Here is a 15,950-nt window from a genome sequence, read left to right as displayed (position 1 = left end):
GAACCGGTCCTCGCGTGGCGCCGTGACGTTGGACAGGAGGCCCGAGCACGATCGAGCCCCCTGGTAACCGCGAGGAACAGAGCCGCCACATGTCCGTACCCAACCCGTCCGATGTCGCAACAGCGCCCGCACCGCGAGGAGACTCCGTGGCTACCGACGCACCGCCCCCCTCGAAAGAGCAACACCGACTCCCGACCACCGAGGAGTTCACCGAGGTGCAGGAGAGCGCGGAGTTCGGTGAACTGCGCCGCTCCTACCGCTCCTTCGCCTTTCCGCTGACCGTCGGCTTCATCGTCTGGTACTTGCTGTACGTCCTGCTGTCGAACTACGCCGGCGACTTCATGGGCACCAAGCTGTTCGGCAACATCAACGTCGCCCTCGTCCTCGGCCTCGCCCAGTTCCTCACCACGTTCCTCATCGCCTGGTGGTACGCGCGGCACGCCGCCGCCAAGCTCGACCCCAAGGCCGAAGCGATCAAGTCCCGGATGGAGGGCGGCGCATGAGCGGCGCGCACACGTTTCTGGCAGGCGACGCGCTGCTCGCGGCGGACGCCGCGAGCGAGCACCGTACGCTGATCATCAGTCTGTTCGGGGTGTTCGTCGTCGCGACCCTCGTCATCACCGTGTGGGCGGGTCGCCAGACCAAGGACGCCGCCGACTTCTACGCGGGCGGACGGCAGTTCACCGGTTTCCAGAACGGCCTCGCCGTCTCCGGCGACTACATGTCCGCCGCGTCCTTCCTCGGCATCGCGGGCGCCATCGCCCTGTTCGGCTACGACGGCTTCCTGTACTCCATCGGCTTCCTGGTCGCCTGGCTCGTCGCCCTGCTGCTGGTCGCCGAGCCGCTGCGCAACTCCGGTCGCTACACGATGGGCGACGTCCTCGCCTACCGGATGCGCCAGCGCCCGGTCCGCACGGCTGCCGGCACCTCCACGATCGTCGTGTCGATCTTCTACCTGCTGGCCCAGATGGCCGGCGCGGGCGTCCTGGTCTCGCTGCTGCTCGGCATCAGCAGCGACGCGGGCAAGATCGGCATCGTCGCCCTGGTCGGCGTGCTGATGATCATGTACGTCAGCATCGGCGGCATGAAGGGCACCACCTGGGTGCAGATGGTCAAGGCCGTGCTGCTGATGACCGGCGCCCTGCTGCTGACCTTCCTGGTCCTGCTGAAGTTCGACTTCAACGTCTCCGACCTGCTCGGTGCCGCCTCCGACCAGAGCGGCAAGGGCGCCGCCTTCCTGGAGCCCGGACTGAAGTACGGCGCCACCGGCACCAGCAAGCTGGACTTCCTCTCGCTCGGCATCGCGCTGATCCTCGGCACCGCCGGTCTGCCGCACATCCTGATCCGCTTCTACACCGTGCCCACCGCCAAGGCCGCCCGTAAGTCCGTGATCTGGGCGATCGGCCTGATCGGCTCCTTCTACCTGATGACCCTCGCGCTGGGCTTCGGCGCCGCGGCGCTGATCAGCCAGGAGGAGATCACCTCCTCCAACAAGGCGGGCAACACGGCGGCCCCGCTGCTGGCGCTGCATCTGGGCGGCGTCGACTCAACCTGGGGCGCCATCCTGCTGGCCACCATCTCCGCGGTCGCCTTCGCGACGATCCTCGCGGTGGTCGCGGGCCTGACGCTCGCTTCCTCGTCGTCCTTCGCCCACGACATCTACGCCAACGTCATCCGCAAGGGCCAGGCCACGGAGAAGGAGGAGGTCAGCGCGGCCCGCTGGGCCACCGTCGGCATCGGTGTCGTCTCCATCGGCCTCGGCGCCCTGGCCCGCGACCTGAACGTGGCGGGCCTGGTCGCCCTCGCCTTCGCGGTCGCCGCCTCCGCCAACCTCCCGACGATCCTCTACAGCCTCTTCTGGAAGCGGTTCACCACCCAGGGCGCCCTCTGGTCGATCTACGGCGGTCTGACCACGGCGGTCGGTCTGGTGCTCTTCTCCCCGGTCGTCTCCGGCAAGCCCACCTCGATGTTCCCGGACGCGAACTTCGACTGGTTCCCGCTGGAGAACCCCGGCATCATCTCCATCCCGGTCGGCTTCCTCCTGGGCATCATCGGCACCTACCTGTCGAAGGAGGAGCCGGACAAGGGCAAGTACGCCGAGCTGGAGGTCCGGTCCCTGACCGGCACCGGCGCCCACTGAGCACGGCCCCCCAAGCGGCCGCGTCGTAGGGAACTACGACGCGGCCGCGTCTTACCTCGTGGGATCGGGCTCTGTTGATGTCAGTGCGGTCACGTAGGCTCGCAAGGGACGGAAAAATGAGTGCTCCGCGACGAGGGAGGGGGCCCACGTGCTCATCGACACCTACGGCCGAGTTGCCACCGACCTGAGGGTCTCCCTGACCGATCGGTGCAACCTGCGCTGTACGTACTGCATGCCCGAGGAGGGCCTGCTGTGGCTGGCCAAGCCCGATCTCCTCACGGACGACGAGATCGTCCGCCTGATCGACATAGCGGTCACCTCCCTGGGCATCGAGGAGGTCCGCTTCACCGGCGGCGAGCCCCTGCTGCGCCCCGGTCTGGTCGGCATCGTCGAGCGCGTCGCGGCCCTGGAGCCCCGCCCCCAGATGTCCCTGACCACCAACGGCATCGGTCTCAAGCGCACCGCGCAGGCCCTGAAGGCGGCCGGTCTGGACCGGGTCAACGTCTCCCTGGACACCCTGCGCCCGGACGTCTTCAAGACCCTCACCCGCCGCGACCGGCACAAGGACGTCATCGAGGGCCTTCAGGCCGCCCGCGACGCGGGCCTGACCCCCGTCAAGGTCAACTCCGTGCTGATGCCGGGGCTCAACGAGGACGAGGCCCCCGACCTCCTCGCCTGGGCCGTGGAACACGACTACGAACTGCGGTTCATCGAGCAGATGCCGCTGGACGCCCAGCACGGCTGGAAGCGCGACGGCATGATCACGGCCGGGGACATCCTCACCTCTCTGCGCACCCGCTTCGAGCTGACCGAGGAGGGTTCCGAGGAGCGCGGCTCGGCCCCCGCCGAGCGCTGGACGGTCGACGGCGGCCCGCACCGCGTCGGCGTGATCGCCTCGGTGACCCGCCCGTTCTGCTCGGCCTGCGACCGCACCCGCCTCACGGCTGACGGCCAGGTCCGCACCTGTCTGTTCGCCCGCGAGGAGACCGACCTGCGCGCCGCCCTTCGCTCCGGTGCCCCCGACGAGGAAATCGCCCGGATCTGGCGGCTGGCGATGTGGGGCAAGAAGGCGGGCGCGGGCCTGGACGACCCGACCTTCGTCCAGCCGGACCGCCCGATGTCGGCCATCGGCGGCTGAGGCGATCGGCGGCTGAACGGGCCGGCGGCCGAGGCGATCGGCGGCCGAAATCTTACGGCGCGCTGGGCTCTTCCCACTCCGAGAACGCCACGACGTCCTTCAGGAAGCCCCGCACGCCCAGGAACTGGGAGAGATGCTCCCGGTGCTCCTCACAGGCCAGCCAGGTCTTGCGCCGCTCCGGCGTATGGATCTTGGGGTTGTTCCAGGCCAGGACCCATACGGCGGCGGCACGGCAGCCCTTGGCGGAACAGATCGGCGTCTCGTCAGTCACGGATTTCGTCTCACAGGGCCCGTACACATGGCGACGCCGAGCAGCCACGGGGGGAGCTGCCCGGCGTCGGTCCGTCGCTCCGACGGGGGATGCGGAGCGCCTACGAAGTATGTCATGGGTCACCCGCCGCCCGGCACCGGAACAACACTATTGATCTGAGCTTTTCTTGAGCTTGGTGCGGAGGTGGGTTCCGTTTGCCAGGCCCCCGCCAAGGTCATTTCCGGTCATGTGTTTCGCGGGCCGCACCCGGCGTCTGGTCGGCGACCACGTCCTCCGGGACGGGTTCCGCGAAGGGGGCGTCCGCCGTCGGCCCCGCGATCATCGGACGCGTCGGCGCGGTCACGAAGGTGGAGGGCAGCGAAGGCGCGTTCTCCCGCCCCGCGTTCGCGATCACCACCGCGATGTACGGCAGGACCGCGCCGAGCACCAACGCCACGAAGGCCACGTGCCGTTCGACGTTCCACAGGGTCGCCGCGAGGATCACCGACAGCGTACGGATCGACATCGAGATGACGTACCGGCGCTGCCGCCCTCGTACGTCCTCCTGCAGGCCCGCCCTGGCTCCGGTGATCCGGAATACCTGGCCGTTGCCCGCGCCGTGCTGCTTCCGCATCACATTCCACCATCCGCCGGCCTTGGACTCTCCCCTGCCGTCCACGTTACGCCTGGCCTGCGCCGTCTACGAGACCGGGGCACCTTCCGCACAGGTGAACGACCTCGGCCGTCCCGCGTACGGCCCCACCCGACATGCGGCGTACCGCCCACGGCCGGAGACTGGGCGCAATGCTCACGTCGAGCCGTACAAGGAGGCAGCCATGGGCTGGTTGTGGGCGATCATCGTGGGGTTCGTGCTGGGTCTGATCGCCAAGGCGATCCTGCCCGGCAAGCAGCACAGCCCGCTCTGGCTGACCACCATCTTCGGCATGCTCGGCGCCATCGTGGGCAACGCCATCGCCCGTGCGGCGGGCGTCGAGGAGACCTCCGGCATCGACTGGAGCCGGCACGCCTTCCAGCTCGTCGCGGCGCTCATCATCGTCGGCGTGGGGGACATGGCGTACATGGCGACGCTGGGCAAGAGGAAACAGCGCACCTGAGGCTTCGAGCGGCGTTCCTACGCCGACGGGGGCGGCCCTCCGCTGGAGAGCCGCCCCCGTCGTGTGCGCTCAGGCGCCGGTGACCTCGACCGCGGCCAGGTTCTTCTTGCCGCGCCGCAGCACCAGCCACCGCCCGTGCAGCAGTTCCCCGGCCTGCGGTACCGCGTCCTCGGCGGTGACCTTCACGTTGTTCACGTAGGCCCCGCCCTCCTTGATCGTCCGCCGCGCCGCCGACTTGCTCGCCACCAGCTCCACCTCGGCGAACAGATCGACGACCGGAGCCAGCTCCGCGACCTTGATGTGCGGCACCTCGGACAGCGCCGCGGCCAGCGTGCGGTCGTCGAGGTCCGCCAGCTCACCCTGCCCGAACAGGGCGCGGCTCGCGGCGATCACGGCCGCCGTCTGGTCCGCGCCGTGCACCAGCGTCGTCAGCTCCTCGGCCAGCGCCCGCTGCGCCGCCCGGGCCTGCGGCCGCTCCTGGGTCTGCCGCTCCAGCTCCTCGAGCTCCTCGCGGGACTTGAAGGACAGGATCCGCATGTACGTCGAGATGTCCCGGTCGTCCGCGTTCAGCCAGAACTGGTAGAACGCGTACGGCGTCGTCATCTCCGGGTCGAGCCAGACCGCGCCGCCCTCGGTCTTGCCGAACTTGGTGCCGTCCGCCTTGGTCATCAGCGGGGTCGCCAGCGCGTGCACCTGGGCGTGCGGCTCCAGCCGGTGGATCAGGTCGAGACCCGCCGTGAGGTTGCCCCACTGGTCGCTGCCGCCCTGCTGGAGGGTGCAGCCGTGCCGCCGGTACAGCTCCAGGAAGTCCATGCCCTGGAGCAGCTGGTAGCTGAACTCCGTGTAGCTGATGCCCTCTTCGGACTGCAGGCGCCGGGCGACCGACTCCTTGGTGAGCATCTTGTTGACGCGGAAGTGCTTGCCGATGTCCCGCAGGAACTCGATGGCCGACAGCCCGGCCGTCCAGTCCAGGTTGTTGACCATCACCGCGGCGTTCGCGCCCTCGAAGGACAGGAACGGCTCGATCTGCGCGCGCAGCCGGGTCACCCAGTTCGCGACCGTCTCCGGGTCGTTCAGGGTGCGCTCGGCCGTCGGGCGCGGGTCGCCGATCTGGCCGGTGGCGCCGCCGACCAGGGCCAGCGGACGCAGGCCCGCCTGCTGGAGCCGGCGCATGGTGAGGACCTGCACCAGGTGGCCGACGTGCAGGCTGGCCGCGGTCGGGTCGAAACCGCAATAGAACGTGACGGGACCGTCCGCGAGCGCCTTGCGCAAAGCGTCCTCGTCAGTGGACAGGGCGATCACGCCACGCCACTTCAGCTCGTCGACGATGTCCGTCACGGTTCTCGTATCTCCTTAGGAGTGCTCCGGGTCAGGTACGAGGTTATACGCCCTGACTGACAGAGCTCATATTGAAGTCCGGCACCCGCAGGGCCGGCATCGCAGCCCTAGTGAACCAGTCGCTCCACTCCCTGGGCAGCGTCTTTTCCGTGCGCCCGGCCTCGGTGGCCCGGCCCAGCAGGTCCACCGGTGACTCGTTGAACCGGAAGTTGTTGACCTCGCCGGTCACCTCGCCGTTCTCGACCAGGTACACCCCGTCCCGGGTCAGGCCGGTCAGCAGCAGCGTCGCCGGGTCGACCTCGCGGATGTACCACAGGCAGGTCAGCAGCAACCCGCGCTCGGTGTCCGCCACCATCTCCTCCAGCGAGCGCTCGCCGCCGCCGTCCAGGATCAGGTTGTCGATGCCCGGCGCCACCGGCAGCCCGGTCAGGTCCGCGCTGTGCCGGCTGGTCAGCAGGTGTCGCAGCTCGCCCTCGCGGATCCACTCGGTGGGCGTGAGCGGCAGGCCGTTGTCGAACACCGAGGAGTCGCCCCCGGAGGAGTGCGCCAGCACGAAGGGCGCCGCCTCCAGACCCGGCTCGTTCGGGTCGCTGCGCAGGGTCAGCGGCAGCTCGGTCAGCCTGTCGCCGACGCGGGTGCCGCCGCCCGGCTTGGAGAACACGGTGCGTCCCTCGGCCGCGTCCCGGCCCGACGCCGACCACATCTGGTAGATCAGCAGGTCCGCGACGGCGGTCGGCGGCAGCAGCGTCTCGTATCGTCCGGCGGGCAGCGCCACCTTGCGCTCGGCCCAGCCGAGGCGTACGGCCCGTTCGGCGTCGAGCGCCGCCGGGTCGACGTCCTTGAAGTCACGCGTGGAGCGGCCGGCCCAGGCCGAGCGGGTGCGGTCCGGGGACTTCGCGTTCAGCTCCAGCGTCCCGTTCGGCTGGTCGTGACGCAGGCGCAGCCCGGTCGACGTACCGACGTAGGACGAGACGAGTTCGTGGTTGGCGAAGCCGTACAGCTCGCGGCCGCCGGCACGCGCGCGTGCGAAGGCCTCGCCGAGTGCCGGGGCGAAGTCGGCGAACACGGCGGAGGAGGTCTCGGCCGGGGCGTCCGTGAAGTCGGGGGACGCCGGTACGTCGGCCACCAGCGGCTGCGCGTCCTCGGCGGGCCCGGCACCCCGGGCGGCGGCCTCGGCGGCCCGCACGAGCGGCTCCAGCTCCTCCGTGGTCACCGCGGACCGGGTGACGACTCCCGAGGCGGTGCCCTCCTTGCCGTCGACGGTCGCGACGACGGTGAGCGTACGCCCGCGCGTGACGCCGTTGGTCGTGAGCGCGTTGCCCGCCCAGCGCAGGTTGGCGGTGGACTGCTCGTCGGCGATGACGACACAGCCGTCCGCCCGGGACAGCTCCAGAGCCCGCTCGACGATCTCGTGCGGCTTGTTCATCGACCGGCCTCCTGCGTGGTGTTAAGGATGTTGACGCTCCGGAACAGGGCCGACGGGCAGCCGTGGGACACCGCCGCGACCTGGCCCGGCTGGGCCTTGCCGCAGTTGAAGGCGCCGCCGAGGACGTACGTCTGCGGGCCGCCGACGGCCGCCATGGAGCCCCAGAAGTCGGTGGTGGTCGCCTGGTAGGCGACGTCCCGCAGCTGCCCGGTGATCCGGCCGTTCTCGATCCGGAAGAACCGCTGGCCGGTGAACTGGAAGTTGTAGCGCTGCATGTCGATGGACCAGGACCGGTCCCCGACGACGTAGATCCCGCGCTCGACGCCCCCGATGAGATCCTCGGTCGACATCCCCGCCGGGTCCGGCTGCAACGACACGTTGGCCATCCGCTGCACCGGCACATGGCCGGGGGAGTCGGCGAACGCGCAGCCGTTGGACCGCTCGAACCCGGTCAGCTTCGCGATCCGCCGGTCCAGCTGGTAGCCCACCAGCGTGCCGTCCTTGACCAGGTCCCAGGTCTGGCCCTCGACGCCCTCGTCGTCGTAGCCGATGGTCGCGAGGCCGTGCTCGGCGGTGCGGTCACCGGTGACGTTCATCAGCTCGGAGCCGTACCTCAACTTGCCGAGCTGGTCGAAGGTGGCGAAGGAGGTGCCCGCGTAGGCGGCCTCGTAGCCGAGCGCCCGGTCCAGCTCGGTGGCGTGCCCGATGGACTCGTGGATCGTCAGCCACAGGTTGGAGGGGTCGACGACCAGGTCGTACACGCCCGCCTCGACGCTCGGCGCGCGCATCTTCTCGGCGAGCAGCTCCGGGATCCGCTCGAGCTCCGCGTCCCAGTCCCAGCCGGTGCCCCTGAGGTATTCCCAGCCGCGCCCGACGGGCGGCGCGATGGTGCGCATGGAGTCGAACTCGCCGCTGGACTCGTCGACCGAGACGGCCGTCAACTGCGGATGCAGCCGTACCCGCTGCTGGGTGGTCACGGTCCCGGCGGTGTCGGCGTAGAACTTGTTCTCGTGCACGGTGAGCAGCGAGGCGTCGACATGGTTCACCCCGTTCGCCGCGAGCAGCCGCGTGCTCCACTCGGCGAGCAGCCCCGACTTCTCCTCGTCGGGCACGGTGAACGGATCGATCTCGTACGACGAGATCCACGTCCGGTCCGCGTGCACGGGCTCGTCGGCCAGCTCCACCCGCTCCTCGGAGCCCGCCGCCTTGATCACCTGAGCCGACAGCTTCGCCATCGCCACGGCCTGCGAGGCGACCCGCGCCGCCGCGTCCATGGTCAGATCCACCCCGGAGGCGAAACCCCAGGTCCCGCCATGCACGACACGCACCGCGTAGCCGAGGTCGGTGGTGTCCGAGGAGCCCGCGGGCTTGGCGTCCCTGAGCCGCCAGGACGCGCTGCGCACTCGCTCGAACCGGAAGTCCGCGTGCTCGGCACCGAGGGCACGCGCGCGTGCCAGCGCGGCGTCCGCCAGGGCGCGTAGGGGGAGTGCCGTGAAGGACTCGTCGATGGTATGAGGCACCTGGGTCTCTTCCTGTCGCCGTTACCGTGGTCGCCCCGATCATGTCGCGAGGCCCGGCCCGCGGACCACACGTTTGCGAGCCGCGGCCGGTTCCCTTCTGTAGGGACCCGACAGTGACGCCCGCGCGCCACTGTCGGTGCCCGCTTCTCCGCGAGAGCCCCGGGCCCGATAGGTTTTCGGGGAAGCCGCCTGTCATCCAGGTGTTCGGGCGGGTCAGACAGACCGCTATCGAAAGGGTGATCCGTTGAGCCGCTCGGTTCTCGTCACCGGAGGCAACCGGGGCATCGGCCTCGCCATCGCCCGCGCATTCGCCGACGCCGGCGACAAGGTCGCCATCACATACCGCTCGGGTGAGCCGCCGGCCGGCTTCCTCGCCGTCAAGTGCGACATCACCGACACCGAGCAGGTGGAGCAGGCCTACAAGGAGATCGAAGCCGAGCACGGCCCGGTCGAGGTCCTCGTCGCCAACGCCGGCGTCACCAAGGACCAGCTCCTGATGCGGATGTCCGAGGAGGACTTCACCTCGGTCGTCGACACCAACCTCACCGGCGCCTTCCGGGTGGTCAAGCGCGCCAACCGCGGCATGCTGCGCGCCAAGAAGGGCCGCGTCGTCCTCATCTCGTCGGTCGTCGGCCTGCTCGGCGGTCCCGGTCAGGCGAACTACGCCGCCTCCAAGGCCGGCCTGGTCGGCTTCGCGCGCTCCCTCGCCCGTGAGCTCGGGTCGCGCAACATCACTTTCAACGTCGTCGCGCCCGGCTTCGTCGACACCGACATGACCAAGGCGCTCACCGACGAGCAGCGCGCGAACATCGTGTCGCAGGTCCCGCTCGGCCGGTACGCGCAGCCGGACGAGATCGCCGCGACGGTGCGGTTCCTCGCCTCGGACGACGCCTCGTACATCACTGGAGCCGTCATTCCCGTTGACGGCGGACTGGGAATGGGTCACTGATCACCATGAGCGGAATTCTCGAGGGCAAGCGCGTCCTGATCACCGGCGTGCTGATGGAGTCCTCCATCGCCTTCCACACGGCCAAGCTGGCCCAGGAGCAGGGCGCCGAGATCATCCTGACCGCCTTCCCGCGCCCCACGCTGACCGAGCGCATCGCCCGCAAGCTCCCCAAGCCCACCAAGGTCATCGAGCTGGACGTCACCAACGACGAGCACCTCGGCCGGCTCGCCGACGTCGTCGGCGAGGAGCTGGGCGGCCTGGACGGCGTCGTGCACTCCATCGGCTTCGCGCCCCAGGACGCGCTCGGCGGCAACTTCCTGAACACCCCGTTCGAGTCGGTCGCCACGGCCATGCACGTCTCGGCGTACTCCCTGAAGTCGCTGACCATGGCCTGCCTGCCGCTGATGCAGAACGGCGGCTCGGTCGTCGGTCTCACCTTCGACGCGCAGTACGCCTGGCCGCAGTACGACTGGATGGGCCCGGCCAAGGCCGCCCTGGAGGCCACCAGCCGCTACATGGCGCGTGACCTGGGCAAGCAGAACATCCGCTGCAACCTCGTCTCGGCCGGCCCGATCGGCTCGATGGCCGCCAAGTCCATCCCGGGCTTCGCGGAGCTCGCCTCCGTGTGGGACACCCGCGCCCCGCTGGAGTGGGACCTGAAGGACCCGGAGCCGGCCGGCAAGGGCGTCGTCGCCCTGCTGAGCGACTGGTTCCCGAAGACCACGGGCGAGATCATCCACGTCGACGGCGGACTGCACGCCATCGGCGCCTGACGCCGCCGCTCGGCCTCGGCCCCGGCCGCGGCCCGGCCGATCTCGAGGGCCCCGCACCCGGCCGGTGCGGGGCCCTCGGTCGTCTCTTCTCGCCGTTAGTCGTCTTCTTGTCGGGTGTCCCTCGTTCGGCCTAGCCGATCGGGCGGAGCGGCACGACGACTGGGCACTCTGGATTACGCGTTCACCGCGTGATTTCCCTCCCCAGCCCGGCCGAGGAGGTCCCCTTGTGTACCTGTCCCGCAGCCTGGCCCCGGTGCCCCTCGCTCTCGCCCTCGCGTTCGGCACACCGTACGAAGCGACGGCCCACGCGCGCGTGGAGAGCAGCGCGCCGCCGTTCGGCGCCGAGTGCCGTACGAGCGTCCGCGGCTCCCACGTGGTCGCCCACTGCCACAACGCGTACGTCGACGTGGACCGGGTGCGCCTGCACATAGAGTGCGCCCGCTGGTGGGACCTGGACACCGACAGCACCCCGGTCGACGCCGGGCCGGCCGTGACCGTACGGCTGACCGGCCGGTGCTGGAAAGAGGTCGGCTCGGCGTGGGTCAGCCACCAGAAGCGCTGAACTTCCCCGGGCGGCACTGGAAGGGATAGCCGGCCGCCTCCTCGGCGGCCGTCACCGCGTCGCCCGCGCGGATCGCGTCCAGCAGCCGGGTGTGGTCCATGTACGTCTCCGGCGTCAGCTCCTCGCCGACGTCCTCGCGCAGCCAGTCCCGCAGCACCTCGCCCAGGTCGGCGTACATGGCCGTCATCGCGTCGTTGTGGGACGCGGCCACCACCGCCAGGTGGAAGGTGGCGTCGGCCGCCACGAACGCCTCCGCGTCGCCCGACGCCCAGGTCTCCTCGCGCCGCGCCAGGAGCGCGTCCAGCTGCTTGAGGTCCTTCTCGGTGCGTCGCTCGGCGGCCAGCTTCGCGGCGCCCGACTCCAGCGTGGAACGCAGCTCGGCGATGTGCCGCGGGTCGGCGTCGGCGAAGCGGCGGTGCATCACCCCGGCCAGCTCACTGGTCGCCACCACGTAGGTGCCCGAGCCCTGACGGATGTCCAGCAGGCCGTTGTGGGCGAGGGCCCGGACGGCCTCGCGAACCGTGTTGCGGGCGACCCCCAGCTGCTCCACCAGCTCGGGCTCGGTCGGGATCCGGGAGCCGACGGGCCACTCGCCCGACGTGATCTGGTTCCGCAACGCGGCGATGACCTGCTCGGACAGGGCCGAACGACGCTGATGGCTCAGGGGCATGGCACACCTTCGCACGGGACGGGCGGCCGGAGGCAGCCGGGGGATGGACAGCCATTCATCCCATGATTCTATGATGGGCCTCATGGCGAGCGAGGAAACCCGGACGACGACACCCACGACCCTGCCCGGTTCGGCCCAGGCGGCCCGGACGGCCGAGGCGTCAGCGACGTCGTCCACGCGCGCGTGGCGGACCCGTCTGGTCGTCGTCGGCATCGTGCTGGCCGCGCTGAACCTCCGCCCCGCCATCACCAGCCTGGGCGCCCTGCTGGAGGAGGTCCGCACCGGCCTCGGGATGAGCGGCAGCGTCGCCGGGCTGCTCACCTCCGTGCCCCCGCTCTGTTTCGCCGTCTTCGGCGTCATGGCACCGCGTCTCGCGCGCCGCTTCGGCCCCGGCGCCGTCGTCTGCGCCGGCATGGCCGCGATCACCGCGGGGCTGCTGATCCGCCCGTACGCGGGCAGCACGCCCGCGTTCCTGGCCGCCAGCGCCCTCGCCCTGATGGGCATCGCGGTGAGCAACGTCCTGATGCCGGTCATCGTCAAGCGCTGGTTCCCCGACCGCGTCGGCTCCATGACCGGCCTGTACTCGATGGCTCTCGCCCTCGGCACCTCGGCCGCGGCGGCCGTCACCGTGCCGATGACGGACGCGCTCGGCGGGAACTGGCAGTCCGGGCTCGTCGTGTGGGCGGGCCTCGCGGCGGCCGCCGTAGTGCCCTGGCTGCCGTTCGCGCGGGACCGGCGAGAGAAACCCGCCGCCGAGCGGGAGCCCGCGCGCGGGCGAGCGGCCGGGCGCGAGGAGGCGCCCGCCCTGCGGATCACCCGCAGCCGTACGGCCTGGGCGCTCGCCGTGTTCTTCGGCCTTCAGGCGACCGCCGCCTACATCACCATGGGCTGGATGGCGCAGATCTTCCGGGACGCGGGCGTGCCCGCGAGCACGGCGGGACTGCTGCTGGCCGTCACCATGGTGATGGGCGTCCCGCTGGCCTTCGTCATCCCGCGCGTGGCCACCCGGCTGCCCCACCAGGGCCCGATCGCCCTCGTGCTCGGCGTCTGCGGCCTCGCGGGATACGCCGGTCTGTACTTCGCGCCCGCCGCCGGAGCCTGGGCCTGGGCCCTGCTGCTCGGCGTCTCCAACTGCGCCTTCCCACTGGCCCTGACCATGGTCGGAATGCGGGCCCGGACCGGCGCGGGCGTGGCCCAGCTGTCCGCCTTCGCGCAGAGCACCGGCTATCTGATCTCCATCCCGGGCCCGCTCCTGGTCGGCGTGCTCTACCAGCACAGCGGGGGCTGGGGCCTGCCGATCGCGCTCATGGCCGCCCTGATGATCCCGCAGATGGCGGTGGGCCTCCTGGCCGGGCGCGACCGCACGGTGGAGGACGAGGCCGCCCGCTGAGCCGGACCCCGCGGGTCCGCCTCCGGCCGGAGGGTGTCAGACTTGCCGTATGGCGCCAGTGCTCGACCCGAACCCGCAGAACGGCCAGAAGAAGATGCTCCTCGTCTTCGGCTCGTTCCTCGCCGTCTTCGTGATCATCGCCGTCATCGCGACGATCGCCTCGCCGTGACGATCGCCTTGCCGTGACGGTGCCCGCCGCGGCGCCGATGGTGGGGCTAGCACCACCATCCCCTAGGGGGTGTAGGTCAGGGTCAACTGGGTGGATCACCGGATGGGTTGACGGCTTCGGATTCCGTAGCTTCGAGTTGTGGCCGCGAGAGGCGGGCACAGACCGTTCGAGGACTCACGGAGGCGTCATGTCGGCCACGCACACCCCGCCCCACCCGGTGTCCAAGGGCCGTGCCGACATCCGGCTGCCCTGGTGGGCCCTGGCCCTGCCGGTGCTGGCCTTCGTCACCCTGCTGATGCTGATACTCGACCCGGCCGAGGCCCATGCCGCGACCGCCGATCCGGCGATCACCCAGCTCCTGGAGCGGGTCCAGCAGCTGATGGGCCGCTGAGCAGCCGTGCGGTCGCCCGTCAACTCCTGGCGCCCCATGGCCTGTTTCATGCGAAGCTGGGACGCATGAGCGTCGCAGAACCCCGCAGGATCGTCCTCTTCCGGCATGCGAAAGCCGACTGGCCACAGGTGACCGACCACGAGCGGCCGCTCGCCGAGCGGGGCCGCATGGACGCGGCCGTCGCCGGACGCAGGCTCGCCGACACCGGTGTCCCCTTCGACCTGGCCCTCTGCTCCACCGCGACCCGGACCCGGGAGACCTGGAAGCTCGCCGTCCACGAGTTCCCGCACCGGCCGAAAACCGTCTACGAGGAGCGGATCTACGAGGCCTCGCCCGGCGAGCTGATCGCCCTGCTCAACGAGACCCCGGACGAGGTGCAGAACGCCGTCCTGATCGGCCACAACCCCGGCGTCCAGGGCCTTGCCGAGGTCCTCTCCGGCGCGGCCGACGAGGAGGCCCGCGAGCGGCTGAGCCGCCGTGGCTTCCCGGCCGCCGCCTTCGCCGTGCTGACCTTCACCGGCTCCTGGAAGGCCCTGGAGCCCGGCACGGCCACGCTGGCCGAATACTGGGCGCCCTCGGAGTGAGTCCGGCACACGGAAGGGGCCCAGTGCCGCACCGGGCCCCCTTCCGCGGTGCGTGCGCTCAGCCCTGCGTGACGCCGGAGCTCAGGCCTTCGTGCGGGGGGACCAGCCCGGCGTGACGCCGGATGGCATTCCTGCGTGCAGGGGGATCAGCCCTGCGGGGGGCCGGATCTCAGTCCCGCGTGACGCGAGGGATCAGCCGCGTGATGCGGGCGTTCACTCCTCGTCGTGGGTGTCGGCGGCCTCGACCTCTTCGCGGGTGACGCCCAGCAGATACAGGACCGTGTCGAGGAAGGGCACGTTCACCGCGGTGTGCGCGGCCTCCCGGACCACCGGCTTGGCGTTGAAGGCGACCCCCAGCCCGGCCGCGTTCAGCATGTCCAGGTCGTTGGCGCCGTCGCCGATCGCCACCGTCTGTGCCAGCGGCACGCCCGCCTCGGCGGCGAAGCGGCGCAGCAGCCGCGCCTTGCCCGCGCGGTCCACGATCTCGCCGGTGACCTTGCCGGTTAGCTTCCCGTCCACGATCTCCAGCGTGTTGGCCTGGGCGAAGTCCAGACCGAGCCGCTCCTTCAGATCATCGGTGACCTGGGTGAACCCGCCGGAGACGACACCGACTTGGTAGCCGAGCCGCTTCAGCGTACGGATCAGCGTGCGCGCGCCCGGCGTCAGCCGCACCTCGCTGCGCACCTTGTCCACGACCGAGGCGTCCAGGCCCTCCAGGAGCGCCACGCGCGCGTGCAGCGACTGCTCGAAGTCCAGCTCCCCGCGCATCGCCGCCGCCGTCACCTCGGCGACCTTGTCCTCGCAGCCCGCGTGCGCGGCGAAGAGCTCGATCACCTCGTCCTGGATCAGCGTGGAGTCCACGTCCATGACGACCAGCCGCTGGGCCCGTCGGTGGAGTCCGGCCGCGACGACCGCGACATCGACCCCGAGCTTCGCCGCGTCGGTCACCAGCGCCGTGCGCAAGGGCTCGGTCTCCACGCCGGAGACCGCGAACTCGACCGCCGTCACGGGGTACTTGGCCAGCCGGAAGATGCGGTCGATGTTGCCGCCCGCATGAGTGATCTTCGCGGCGATGGCGCTCGTCGCCTCCGCGGTGAGCGGATGCCCGAGCACCGTGACCAGGGAACGGCCGAGCCCGCGCGGCCGGTTGTCGCCCAGGCCGGAGATGATCTCGGCCTGCATCTTCATGGACTCCGCCCAACTGTGGACGGTGGCCCGCAGATCCCCCTCCAGACCGCGCGGCGGCTCGGTCACGAGCGCGCACAGCACGATCCGGCCACGGGTGACGACCTGCTCGATGTCGACCACGTCGACAGAGTAGGCGGCGAGGGTGTCGAAGAGGCCGGCCGTGATGCCCGGCCTGTCCTTCCCGAAGATCTTGACGAGAAGGGTGGGGACGTCGGAGGTCTGCGAAGCGCTCATGGTGCTTCCACCGTATCCGGCACGCAGTGCCTTCCGCCCCAGTGGTCCGCCTAGCGGACAGGGAACACTGGGTGTCGGCCCGGTGGCCCACGCCTTACGGGGCGATCAAGTCT

The 15,950-nt window shown here is 70.5% G+C and carries 18 protein-coding genes; 11 read left to right on the top strand and 7 right to left on the bottom strand.

The genetic code is table 11. The features are described from left to right. Positions 1-146: 146 nt before the first annotated feature. The 3 genes from ACWDRW_RS18735 to moaA all read left to right on the top strand — a co-directional run bounded on the left by ACWDRW_RS18735 (position 147) and on the right by moaA (position 3,278). On the top strand, positions 147-503 hold the full coding sequence (locus tag ACWDRW_RS18735) for a DUF485 domain-containing protein (protein WP_451724473.1): 357 nt from the start codon (positions 147-149) through the stop codon (positions 501-503). Beyond that, complete coding sequence (locus ACWDRW_RS18730; RefSeq protein WP_451724471.1) at positions 500-2,140, top strand: solute symporter family protein; 1,641 nt, start codon at positions 500-502, stop codon at positions 2,138-2,140. The genes ACWDRW_RS18735 and ACWDRW_RS18730 overlap by 4 nt, the downstream gene beginning before the upstream one ends. A 148-nt stretch (positions 2,141-2,288) precedes the next feature. After that, positions 2,289-3,278, top strand: a complete 990-nt coding sequence (gene moaA, locus ACWDRW_RS18725) for a GTP 3',8-cyclase MoaA (protein WP_451724470.1) — start codon at positions 2,289-2,291, stop codon at positions 3,276-3,278. A 52-nt stretch (positions 3,279-3,330) separates the two neighbouring features. Here moaA and ACWDRW_RS18720 read toward each other — a convergent pair whose 3' ends face one another. Both ACWDRW_RS18720 and ACWDRW_RS18715 read right to left on the bottom strand, forming a co-directional pair. Continuing rightward, positions 3,331-3,549 (bottom strand): hypothetical protein, encoded by a 219-nt coding sequence (locus tag ACWDRW_RS18720; protein ID WP_451724468.1) that lies wholly within the window; start codon positions 3,547-3,549, stop codon positions 3,331-3,333. A gap of 214 nt (positions 3,550-3,763) precedes the next feature. Next, positions 3,764-4,162, bottom strand: coding sequence for a DUF3099 domain-containing protein (locus ACWDRW_RS18715; RefSeq protein WP_451724467.1), 399 nt, complete (start codon positions 4,160-4,162; stop codon positions 3,764-3,766). Between the two features lie 202 nt (positions 4,163-4,364). Between ACWDRW_RS18715 and ACWDRW_RS18710 the strand changes: the two genes are divergently transcribed. Further along, entirely contained in the window at positions 4,365-4,643 is a 279-nt protein-coding gene (locus ACWDRW_RS18710) for a GlsB/YeaQ/YmgE family stress response membrane protein (protein WP_451724466.1), read from the top strand. A gap of 69 nt (positions 4,644-4,712) precedes the next feature. On the opposite strand, the gene tyrS is transcribed toward ACWDRW_RS18710, so the two are convergent. From tyrS to ACWDRW_RS18695, 3 genes are read right to left on the bottom strand one after another with little or no spacing between them, the layout of a single operon-like run. Beyond that, entirely contained in the window at positions 4,713-5,981 is a 1,269-nt protein-coding gene (gene tyrS / locus ACWDRW_RS18705; RefSeq protein ID WP_451724465.1) for a tyrosine--tRNA ligase, read from the bottom strand. Positions 5,982-6,024: 43 nt separating this feature from the next. Next, positions 6,025-7,407, bottom strand: coding sequence for a metallopeptidase TldD-related protein (locus ACWDRW_RS18700; protein WP_451724463.1), 1,383 nt, complete (start codon positions 7,405-7,407; stop codon positions 6,025-6,027). Further along, positions 7,404-8,927 carry a TldD/PmbA family protein gene (locus ACWDRW_RS18695; protein WP_451724462.1) on the bottom strand — a complete coding sequence of 508 codons (1,524 nt, stop codon included), beginning with the start codon at positions 8,925-8,927 and terminating at the stop codon, positions 7,404-7,406. Before ACWDRW_RS18695 ends, ACWDRW_RS18700 begins: the two co-directional genes overlap by 4 nt. A 244-nt stretch (positions 8,928-9,171) precedes the next feature. Here ACWDRW_RS18695 and fabG point away from each other — a divergent pair, with 244 nt between their 5' ends. From fabG to ACWDRW_RS18680, 3 genes are all read left to right on the top strand, one after another. Continuing rightward, the gene (gene fabG / locus ACWDRW_RS18690; RefSeq protein ID WP_451724461.1) at positions 9,172-9,876 is read left to right on the top strand and encodes a 3-oxoacyl-[acyl-carrier-protein] reductase; all 705 of its coding nucleotides are present in this window, start codon (positions 9,172-9,174) and stop codon (positions 9,874-9,876) included. Positions 9,877-9,881: 5 nt separating this feature from the next. Next, positions 9,882-10,649 (top strand): enoyl-ACP reductase FabI, encoded by a 768-nt coding sequence (gene fabI, locus ACWDRW_RS18685; protein ID WP_451724458.1) that lies wholly within the window; start codon positions 9,882-9,884, stop codon positions 10,647-10,649. 226 nt (positions 10,650-10,875) lie between these two features. Then, positions 10,876-11,211 (top strand): hypothetical protein, encoded by a 336-nt coding sequence (locus ACWDRW_RS18680; protein ID WP_451724457.1) that lies wholly within the window; start codon positions 10,876-10,878, stop codon positions 11,209-11,211. On the opposite strand, the gene ACWDRW_RS18675 is transcribed toward ACWDRW_RS18680, so the two are convergent. Then, positions 11,192-11,881, bottom strand: a complete 690-nt coding sequence (locus ACWDRW_RS18675; RefSeq protein WP_451724456.1) for a FadR/GntR family transcriptional regulator — start codon at positions 11,879-11,881, stop codon at positions 11,192-11,194. The two genes, ACWDRW_RS18680 and ACWDRW_RS18675, sit on opposite strands and share 20 nt — an antisense overlap. A 70-nt stretch (positions 11,882-11,951) precedes the next feature. Between ACWDRW_RS18675 and ACWDRW_RS18670 the strand changes: the two genes are divergently transcribed. From ACWDRW_RS18670 to ACWDRW_RS18655, 4 genes are all read left to right on the top strand, one after another. After that, complete coding sequence (locus tag ACWDRW_RS18670; RefSeq protein WP_451724454.1) at positions 11,952-13,271, top strand: CynX/NimT family MFS transporter; 1,320 nt, start codon at positions 11,952-11,954, stop codon at positions 13,269-13,271. A gap of 49 nt (positions 13,272-13,320) precedes the next feature. After that, positions 13,321-13,440, top strand: a complete 120-nt coding sequence (locus ACWDRW_RS18665) for an SGM_5486 family transporter-associated protein (protein ID WP_451724453.1) — start codon at positions 13,321-13,323, stop codon at positions 13,438-13,440. Between the two features lie 187 nt (positions 13,441-13,627). Further along, entirely contained in the window at positions 13,628-13,831 is a 204-nt protein-coding gene (locus tag ACWDRW_RS18660) for a hypothetical protein (protein ID WP_451724452.1), read from the top strand. Between the two features lie 65 nt (positions 13,832-13,896). Beyond that, on the top strand, positions 13,897-14,415 hold the full coding sequence (locus ACWDRW_RS18655) for a SixA phosphatase family protein (protein WP_451724451.1): 519 nt from the start codon (positions 13,897-13,899) through the stop codon (positions 14,413-14,415). 213 nt (positions 14,416-14,628) lie between these two features. Here ACWDRW_RS18655 and serB read toward each other — a convergent pair whose 3' ends face one another. Continuing rightward, positions 14,629-15,837, bottom strand: coding sequence for a phosphoserine phosphatase SerB (gene serB / locus ACWDRW_RS18650; RefSeq protein WP_451724450.1), 1,209 nt, complete (start codon positions 15,835-15,837; stop codon positions 14,629-14,631). Positions 15,838-15,950 lie beyond the last annotated feature (113 nt).

This window comes from Streptomyces sp. NPDC003635, from assembly GCF_053587635.1.
The sequence above is the reverse complement of the archived record's forward strand: the minus strand, read 5'-3'. Positions and strand labels throughout refer to the sequence as shown.